Source organism: Kitasatospora sp. NPDC096147 (assembly GCF_044763225.1).
Classification (GTDB): domain Bacteria; phylum Actinomycetota; class Actinomycetes; order Streptomycetales; family Streptomycetaceae; genus Kitasatospora.
Map to the genome: position 1 here is coordinate 215,483 of NZ_JBIWFX010000012.1, position 8,402 is coordinate 223,884.

Here is an 8,402-nt window from a genome sequence, read left to right on the forward strand (position 1 = left end):
GGACGAGCTGGGCTAGCGGTCGGCGCCCGGGTCGTCGAGGCGCATCACCAGCGCGTCCACGTTGGCGGGCTGGTAGTAGCCGCGTCGGATGCCGACCGGCTGGAAGCCGTGCCGCTCGTACAGCCGCTGGGCACCGAGGTTGTCCACCCGGACCTCCAGCAGCAGTTCGGAGCAGCCGCGCCGGCCGGACTCCTCGATCAGGTCGGTGAGCAGCCGGGCACCCAGCCCGGCGCCCTGGTGACCCGGGGCCACCGCGATGGTCTGCACGTCGCCCTCGACGCCGTTCGCCATCAGGCCGGCGTAGCCGACCAGCGCGCCGTCCAGCTCGGCCACCGTGTAGTGCCGGGTGCCCTCCGGGCCGGTGTCCGCCAGCTCGGACCAGAACATCCCGTCCGACCAGGCGTCCTCGGGGAACAGCCGGTGCTCCAGCTCCATCACCGGCTCGATGTCCCACCAGCGCATCGGCCGCAGCCGCGCGCTCATGCCGGGAGCACCGCCTTGTAGCCGGCCGGCACCTGGGCGTCCGGGCGACGCAGGTACAGCGGCACGTTCGGCAGCAGCTCGCGGCCGGCCGCCAGCTCCTTGACGGCGAAGTCGGCCAGCGCGCCGGCCGAGACGTGCTCGGGCGCGACCGCCTCCGGGAAGCTCTCGGGGTAGAGCAGCGCACCGGCCCCGAACGCCACCTTCTGCGGCGTCAGATCCGCCGGGCGGCCGACGTCCGGGCCCTCGGTGCGGCGCTTCTCGCCGTCGTACGAGGCCCAGTAGACCTCCTTGCGGCGGGCGTCGGTGGCCACCGTGAACGGGGCGCCGTCGTTCTCGGCCTGGTGCGCGATGGCGTCCAGGGTGCAGACGCCGTGGATCGGCAGGCCGAGTGCGTGGCCGAGCGTCGCAGCGGTGACGAGGCCGACCCGCAGGCCGGTGTACGGGCCCGGGCCGACGCCGACGGCGATGCCGGTCAGCGCGTGCTTGTCCACCCCGGCGTCCCGCAGCACCCGGTCGATCGACGGGAGCAGCAGCTCACCGTGCCGGCGGGCGTCCACCTGGTGGGCCTCGGCGAGGACCCGCTCCCCGTCGTGGACGGCGGCGGTGACGGCAGGGGTCGCGGTGTCAAAGGCAAGCAGCAGCACGCCCCCTAGGTTAAGGGGTCCCGCACCACCACGAACGCCCGCAGCGTTCCGCGCACCCCGAACGCCCGGAAGGACCCCACCGCACCACGAAAGCCCGGAGGGCCCCACCCCACCGCGAACGAGCTCACCGTGATCGCCCGGAGGGCGTTCAGGGGCGCGGGGAACTGCGCGCGGCGGAAGACCCGGGCCCGCTGCCGGGTACGGACAGCCAATTGCAAGTGAACCTCCGCCCCCGGCACACGGGCCGCCCCCTCCCGCCGCCCGCAGCGTTCCGCGCACCCCGAACGCCCGGAAGGACCCCACCACACCGCGAACGCCCGAAGGGCGTTCAGGGGCGCGGGGAACTGCGCGCGGCGGAAGACCCGGGCCCGCTGCCGGGTACGGACAGCCAATTGCAAGTGAGCCTCCGCCCCCGGCACACGGGCCGCCCCCTCCCGCCGCGCGCAGTTCCTCGCGCCCCTGGGCCCCCGGATGGTCCTGCTCGCACCCGAGTCCCCGACAGAGTTCCGTTCGCGCCGGAGTCCCCGGCGGAGCCTGGCTCGCACCCGCTCCCCCGAACAGGCTTCCGCACGCGCCGGCCCACCCTGCGTGGTGCTGACCGTGCGGCTCCGCCGGAACTGGCACGATGGCCGGGTAGCCCGAAACCCTTCGAGTCTGGCGGGAGCCGACGTGTCGCGTCCTGGAGTGGTGGTCACCGGTCTGACCGTGGCGGCGTTGGCGGCCGTCGGGCTGCTGGCGTTCCAGGCGAACGGGGCGGCCTCCCGGACGCCGGTCGCCAAGCCGTCCGTCACCGCCCCGGCGAGCTCCGCCGCGCCGAGCCCGTCCGCCTCACCGACCGTCACGGTGCCGCCGCTGCCGAGCGGTTCGGGCACCGGCCGCCGGGTGGTGTACTCGGCCGGCAGCCACTGGGTCTGGCTGGTGGACCCGAAGAAGCCGACCCCGCTGCAGGCGGCCTTCGCCGTGACGCCGGGCACCGCCGAGCCGGCGCCGGGCAGCTACACGGTCTACAGCCGGTCCGCGACCGCCACCGGCACCGACGGCGCCCAGATCGAGCACGTGGTGCGCTTCGCCCAGCAGAGCGGTGTGGTGTTCGGCTTCAGCGCGGCGGTGGACGGGGCCTCGGCCTCGCCGCCGGCCGACCCGAAGGCCAAGACCGGCGGCATCCGGTCGAGCCGGGCGGACAGCCAGAGCCTCTGGGACTTCGCCCCGAACGGAACGAAGGTCGTGGTCATCCCCTGATCCGGCGTCATCTCCTGATCAGGCGTCAGCCCCGAACCGGAGCCGCCCCTGACCCGGGGTCAGCCGCTCAGCGCGTGGCGGGCTTCGGCGGGGGCGGCGTGGAGACCGCCTTCGCGGCGGCGCACGCGGCGAGCAGGGCCCGCATCGGGCTGGGAGCCTGCGGGGTGGTGGGCGTGGTGCTCGTCATGATGTGTCTCCCTGGTTAGGCACACCTAACTACCGGGACCATCCCACCACACCGGCGCACCCGCCCACAACCGCTTGCCGACAGCCCGTCGGGAAACTCCGGGCGTCAGACCTCGGCCAGCGCCGCCAGGTCGACCCCGGCCCAGCGCTCGCCGATGCCGGTCAGCCGGACCTGCCGGGGGTCGGCGTCGTCCTCGGCGTCCGCACCGTCGGCCCCGATCGCCCGTTCGATCCGGACCTCCAGCCGGTCGTCCGTCAACCGCTCGACCTTGCCCTCACCCCACTCGACCACCACCACCGACTCGGGCAGCGAGACGTCCAGGTCGAGGTCCTCCATCTCGTCCAGACCGCCGCCCAGCCGGTAGGCGTCGACGTGCACCAGGGCCGGGCCGGCCCCCAGCGGCGGGTGCACCCGGGCGATCACGAAGGTCGGCGAGGTGACCGCGCCGCGCACCCCGAGGCCCTCGCCCAGGCCCCGGGTGAGGGTGGTCTTGCCCGCGCCCAGCTCGCCCGAGAGCATCACCAGGTCGCCCGGGCGCAGCAGCCCGGCCAGTGCCTTGCCGAGCCGGTTCATCCGCTCCGGCGTGTCCACCGTGATCACCGAAGTCACTCCTTCTCTCCTACGGCGGCCAGCAGGTCCGTCAGGTGACGGTTCACCAGCTCGGGCCGCTCCAGCATCACCAGGTGCCCGGCGTCCGGCACCAGCACGAGTTCGCAGCCGGGCAGCTCGGCGGCGATCGCCTCGCTGTACTCGGCCGGGGTCAGCAGGTCCTTCGTGCCGGCCAGCACCAGCGCGGGCAGCCCGGCCATCGTCCGCAGCGCGGCCACCTTGTCCATCCCGCTGAAGGCCGGGTAGAACTCGGCGACCACGTCGAAGTGGGTGGCCTCCAGCAGCTGCTCGGCGAACCGGACCACGCCCGGGTCCACGTCCTTCCCGCCGAAGGAGTACCGCCGGTAGAACACCGCCGTCACCTCCGAGCCGAACCGCCGGGTGGCCTCCACCAGTGCGGCCTGACGGCCCATCAGCCGGACCACGCCGGGCGCCATCCGCTTCACCAGCCGGGAGCCGAAGGCGGGCAGCCCGAGGGTCACCTCGTCCCAGCCGCTGGCCAGCGTGCCGACCAGCGCGACGCCGACCACCCGGGGGCCGAACAGCTCGGGGTGCCGGTCGGCCAGCGCCATCACCGTCATGCCGCCCATCGAGTGCCCGACCAGCACCACCGGCCCTTCGGGCACCACCGCGGCCAGCACCGACCTCAGGTCCGCGCCGAGCTGGTCGATGCTCGCGGGCTCGCCCGCCAGGTAGCTGCGGGAGCGCTCGGAGCGGCCGTGGCTGCGCTGGTCCCAGAAGACCAGCCGGGCCCGGTCGCGCAGCGCGGCGCGCTGGAAGTGCCAGCTGTCCTGGCTCAGGCAGTAGCCGTGGCTGAACACCACGGTCAGCGGGGCGGATTCGTCACCGTCCACCTCGACGTGCAGCAGCGTGCCGTCCTCGGCCGTCACCGGCACGCTCCGGCCGCGCAGCGACCCGTACGGGGCCGACGCGTCCAGCTCCTCGCGGGCCCGGCGCCGGGTGGCCCGGCCGACGGTGAGCCGCTCGACCGCGACCCCGGCCGCCGCCCCGGCGGCCAGCAGGCCGACCGAGATGCCGATCAGTCCGGCCGTCCGGCCGACCCCCTTGGCCTCGGTCACGCCGAAGCCCCCAGGTAGCGGCGCGGTACCCGGGCACCGATCCGGGTGATGATCTCGTACGCGATGGTGCCGGCCGCCCGGCCCCAGTCCTCGGCGGTCGGCTCGCCGTGCGCGCCGTTGCCGAACACCAGCACCTCGTCCCCGGCCCGGGCGTGGTCGCCGCCGAGGTCGATGACGAACTGGTCCATCGCCACCCGGCCGGCCACCGTGTACCACTTGCCGCCGACCTGCACCGGGCCGGTGCCGCTCGCGTGCCGGGGGATGCCGTCCGCGTAGCCGACCGGCACCAGGCCCAGGGTGGACGGGCCCGGAGTCGTGTAGTGGTGGCCGTAACTGACGCCGTGTCCGCCCGGGACGTCCTTCACCAGGGCGAGCCGCGCGGTCAGCGCCATCACCGGGCGCAGCCCGAAGTCCGCCGGGGAGCCCACCTCGGGCACCGGCGAGAGCCCGTACATCGCCAGGCCGGGCCGGACCAGGTCGTAGTGCGACTCCGGGAGCAGCAGGGTGGCCGGGGAGTTGGCCAGGTGCCGCACCTCCGGGCGCAGGCCGGCCCGCTCGGCGTGCGCCAGCGCATGCGCGAAGGCGTCCAGCTGGAGCCGGATCGAAGGATGGCCGGGCTCGTCGGCCGCCGCGAAGTGCGACCAGATGCCGACCACCGTCAGCAGGCCCTCGGCCTCGGCCCGGCGGGCGTTCGCCACCAGCTCGGGCCAGTCGTGCGGCTGGCAGCCGTTGCGGCCCAGGCCGGTGTCGGCCTTCAGGTGCACCCGGGCCGGGATGCCGGTCTCCCGGACGGCGGCCAGCAGTTCGTCCAGCGCCCACTGCCCGCTGACCGAGACGTCGAGCTCGGCCCGGAGCGCCTCGGCCCACGGGCCGCCCGGGATCCAGAGCCAGCACAGGATGCGGGCCTGCGCGGCGGTGATCCCCGCCGCGCGCAGCGCCAGCGCCTCCTCCGGCGTGGCGGTGCCCAGCCAGCGGGCACCGGCCGCGACGGCCTCGCGGGCGCACCGCAGCGCACCGTGGCCGTAGGCGTCGGCCTTCACCACGGCCATCAACTCGGGGCCGGCGGTGCGGGTGCGCAGGGTGTCGAGGTTCGCGCGCAGGGCGGCCAGGTCGATGGTCGCCTCGGCGCGGACCCCGTCGGTGAGCAGGGCCGTCCCGGTCGTGTTCGCAGTCGTCATCGCCTACCAGTCTCCCATCCCGCCCGAGCCCCCCGGTGCATACGCCTCTGCGACGCGGCGGGCGGAAGCTCCGGTTCCGTCCCGCAGGCAGTCGAGGGGTGCCCGGACGGGTCCGCCAAGAGGTCTGGACCTCTGTCCCACTCCCCCGCGCCGCACGGGCGGGCGCCGCCGAACGGCCCCTCCGGCCGGGGCGGGCGAGTGGCCGGCACGGCCCGGCGACGGCGGCATCGGCCGGACCGGGGCGGCCGTCCCTAGGCAACGACCGCCAGGTGGGCCGCGACCTCGCCCGCGGTGATCGGCGTGCCCTGCGCCGCCGCCCGCCGGCCCGCCAGACCGTGCCGGTAGGCCGCCACCGAGGCGGCGTCGAACGGGCTCAGCCCGGCCGCCAGCAGCGAGCCGAGCAGACCGGCCAGCACGTCGCCGCTGCCCGCCGTGGCCAGCCAGGAGGTGCCGGTGGGGTTCACCCGGGCCCGGCCGTCCGGCTGCGCGACCACCGTGGTCGAGCCCTTCAGCAGCACCACCGCCCCGTACCGCTCGGCCAGCCGCCGGGCGGTGCGCAGCCGGGCGGCCGACAACTCCTCGGCGGCGGGCGGCTCCCCACCCTCCGTCAGCAGCCGGGCCGCCTCCCCGGCGTGCGGGGTGAGCACCAGCGGCGGCCCGCCGTGCTGCGGCCCGCGCCGGGCCAGCTCGGTCAGGGCGTCCGCGTCCACCACCACCGGCACCGGGCCGGCCAGCGCCTGGTCCAGCCGCTCCCCCGCCCCGGCCCCGCCGCCCGGCCCGACCACCCAGGCCTGCACCCGCCCGGCCGCCGCCAGCGTCCCGGTGCTCACCAGCACCTCCGGGTGCCGCCGCACCACCTCGGCCGCCGCCGACCCGGCGTACCGCACCGCCCCCGCCCCGCCGCGCAGCGCCCCGGCCACCGCCAGCACCGCCGCTCCCGGGTACTGCTCCGACCCGGCCGCCACGCCGACCACCCCGCGCCGGTACTTGTCGCTCTCCGCCCCGGGCACCGGCAGCAGCGCCGCCACGTCCGCGTCCTGAAGCGCCGTCAGCCCGGCCGGCGGCAGGCTCAGCCCGATCTCCACCAGGTGCAGCACCCCCGCGTACGAGGCACCCGGGTCGACCAGCAGCCCCGGCTTGTACGTGCCGAAGCAGACCGTCACGTCCGCCCGCAGCGCGGCGCCCGCCACCTCCCCGGTGTCCGCGTCCACCCCGCTCGGCAGGTCCACCGCCACCAGCGTCCCGCGCCGCGCCGCCCCCGCCAGCCGGGCCGCGTCCGGCCGCAGCCCGCCCCGGCCGCCGATCCCGACGATCCCGTCCAGCACCAGATCGGCCGTCCCGTACTCCGCCTGATCCGCCGTCACCACCCCGCCGGCCGCCCGCAGCGCCGCCAGCCCGCCCGTGTGCACCCGCTCCGGGCTCAGCAGCAGCGCCCGCACCGAGGCCCCGCGCCGCGCCAGCAGCGCCCCCGCGTACAGCGCGTCCCCGCCGTTGTCCCCGCTCCCCGCCAGCACCAGCACCCGGGCCCCGTACACCCGCCCGAGCAGCCGCGCGCAGACCGCCGCCAGCCCGTACGCGGCCCGCCCCATCAACGTCCCCTCGGGCAGCCGGGCCATCAACTCGCCCTCCGCCGCCCGGACCTGACCGACCGTGTGAGCGCTGCGCATTGCCCGTCCTCCCAGCCTTCGCCGATGACCACGGACGACGCTACGCCCTGGGACCGCGCACCACGACCGCTCCGGGCCACCACCCCGCCGACCCGGCCGGCGGGGTGGTGGCCCGATCGGCGCTACTCGACCGTCACCGACTTGGCGAGGTTGCGGGGTTGGTCGACCTCGTGGCCCTTGGCGGTGGCCAGCTCGCAGGCGAAGACCTGGAGCGGGACGGTGGCCACCAGCGGCTGGAGCAGCACCGAGGTCGCCGGGATGCGGATCAGGTGGTCGGCGTACGGGACGACCTCCTGGTCGTCCTCCTCGGCGATCACGATGGTGCGGGCGCCGCGGGCCCGGATCTCCTGGATGTTGGAGACGATCTTGTCGTGCAGCACCGAGCGCCCGCGCGGCGACGGCGCCACCACCACGACCGGCAGGCCGTCCTCGATCAGCGCGATCGGCCCGTGCTTCAACTCGCCCGCCGCGAAGCCCTCGGCGTGCATGTACGCCAGCTCCTTGAGCTTCAACGCCCCCTCCAGCGCCACCGGGTACCCCACGTGCCGCCCCAGGAACAGCACCGCCCGGGCGTCCGCCAGCGACCGCGCCAGCTCCCGCACCGGCTCCATGGTCCGCAGCACCTGCTCGACCTGCCGGGGCGCGTCCTGCAGCTCCTCGATCACCGCCAGCACCTCGTCCCCCCACTTGGTGCCGCGCACCTGCCCCAGGTACAGCGCCACCAGGTAGCAGGCGACCAGCTGGGTCAGGAAGGCCTTGGTCGAGGCCACCGCCACCTCGGGCCCCGCGTGCGTGTACAGCACCGCGTCCGACTCCCGGGGGATCGTCGAGCCGTTGGTGTTGCAGATCGCCAGCACCTTCGCACCCTGCTCCCGCGCGTGCCGCAGCGCCATCAGGGTGTCCATCGTCTCCCCCGACTGGGAGATCGCCACCACCAGCGTCCGCTCGTCCACGATCGGATCCCGGTAACGGAACTCCGACGCCACCTCCACCTCGCACGGCAGCCGCGTCCAGTGCTCGATCGCGTACTTCGCGATCGCCCCCGCGTGGTACGCCGTCCCGCAGGCGACGATCACCACCTTCTCCACCGACCGCAAGTCCGCGTCCGCCAACCGCAGCTCATCCAGCGTCAGCTGCCCGTCCACCCCGATCCGCCCCAGCAGGGTGTCCGCCACCGCCTTCGGCTGCTCCGCGATCTCCTTCAGCATGAAGTGGTCGTACCCCCCCTTCTCCGCCGCCGACGCGTCCCAGTCCACGTGGTACTCCCGCACCACCCCCGGCGCACCGTCGAACCCCGTCACCGACACCCCGTCAGC

General features: G+C 75.5%; 8 protein-coding genes. 1 reads left to right on the plus strand and 7 read right to left on the minus strand.

Annotation, left to right across the window (positions count from 1 at the left end):
• Positions 1-12: 12 nt before the first annotated feature.
• The gene (rimI, locus tag ACIRBX_RS30180; RefSeq protein ID WP_402301698.1) at positions 13-483 is read right to left on the minus strand and encodes a ribosomal protein S18-alanine N-acetyltransferase; all 471 of its coding nucleotides are present in this window, start codon (positions 481-483) and stop codon (positions 13-15) included.
• The gene (gene tsaB, locus ACIRBX_RS30185) at positions 480-1,127 is read right to left on the minus strand and encodes a tRNA (adenosine(37)-N6)-threonylcarbamoyltransferase complex dimerization subunit type 1 TsaB (protein WP_402301700.1); all 648 of its coding nucleotides are present in this window, start codon (positions 1,125-1,127) and stop codon (positions 480-482) included. The genes rimI and tsaB overlap by 4 nt, the downstream gene beginning before the upstream one ends.
• Before the next feature lie 669 nt (positions 1,128-1,796).
• Between tsaB and ACIRBX_RS30190 the strand changes: the two genes are divergently transcribed.
• Positions 1,797-2,366: a hypothetical protein gene (locus ACIRBX_RS30190; protein WP_402301702.1), complete on the plus strand. Its 570-nt coding sequence runs from the start codon at positions 1,797-1,799 to the stop codon at positions 2,364-2,366.
• Positions 2,367-2,658: 292 nt separating this feature from the next.
• On the opposite strand, the gene tsaE is transcribed toward ACIRBX_RS30190, so the two are convergent.
• The 5 genes from tsaE to glmS all read right to left on the minus strand — a co-directional run.
• The gene (gene tsaE / locus ACIRBX_RS30195; protein WP_402301732.1) at positions 2,659-3,126 is read right to left on the minus strand and encodes a tRNA (adenosine(37)-N6)-threonylcarbamoyltransferase complex ATPase subunit type 1 TsaE; all 468 of its coding nucleotides are present in this window, start codon (positions 3,124-3,126) and stop codon (positions 2,659-2,661) included.
• 32 nt (positions 3,127-3,158) lie between these two features.
• The gene (locus ACIRBX_RS30200) at positions 3,159-4,241 is read right to left on the minus strand and encodes an alpha/beta fold hydrolase (protein ID WP_402301703.1); all 1,083 of its coding nucleotides are present in this window, start codon (positions 4,239-4,241) and stop codon (positions 3,159-3,161) included.
• Positions 4,238-5,419: an alanine racemase gene (gene alr, locus ACIRBX_RS30205; protein ID WP_402301706.1), complete on the minus strand. Its 1,182-nt coding sequence runs from the start codon at positions 5,417-5,419 to the stop codon at positions 4,238-4,240. The genes ACIRBX_RS30200 and alr overlap by 4 nt, the downstream gene beginning before the upstream one ends.
• A 251-nt stretch (positions 5,420-5,670) precedes the next feature.
• On the minus strand, positions 5,671-7,086 hold the full coding sequence (locus ACIRBX_RS30210) for an NAD(P)H-hydrate dehydratase (RefSeq protein ID WP_402301707.1): 1,416 nt from the start codon (positions 7,084-7,086) through the stop codon (positions 5,671-5,673).
• A gap of 122 nt (positions 7,087-7,208) precedes the next feature.
• The coding region (glmS, locus tag ACIRBX_RS30215; RefSeq protein WP_402301710.1) for a glutamine--fructose-6-phosphate transaminase (isomerizing) at positions 7,209-8,402 on the minus strand (1,194 nt) is incomplete at its 5' end.

Bases quoted from the DNA above. Each gene is read 5' to 3' on its own strand.
- rimI (WP_402301698.1), bottom strand. From the start codon at position 483: ATGAGCGCGCGGCTGCGGCCGATGCGCTGGTGGGACATCGAGCCGGTG.
- tsaE (WP_402301732.1), bottom strand. From the start codon at position 3,126: ATGAACCGGCTCGGCAAGGCACTGGCCGGGCTGCTGCGCCCGGGCGAC.
- alr (WP_402301706.1), bottom strand. From the start codon at position 5,419: ATGACGACTGCGAACACGACCGGGACGGCCCTGCTCACCGACGGGGTC.
- ACIRBX_RS30210 (WP_402301707.1), bottom strand. From the start codon at position 7,086: ATGCGCAGCGCTCACACGGTCGGTCAGGTCCGGGCGGCGGAGGGCGAG.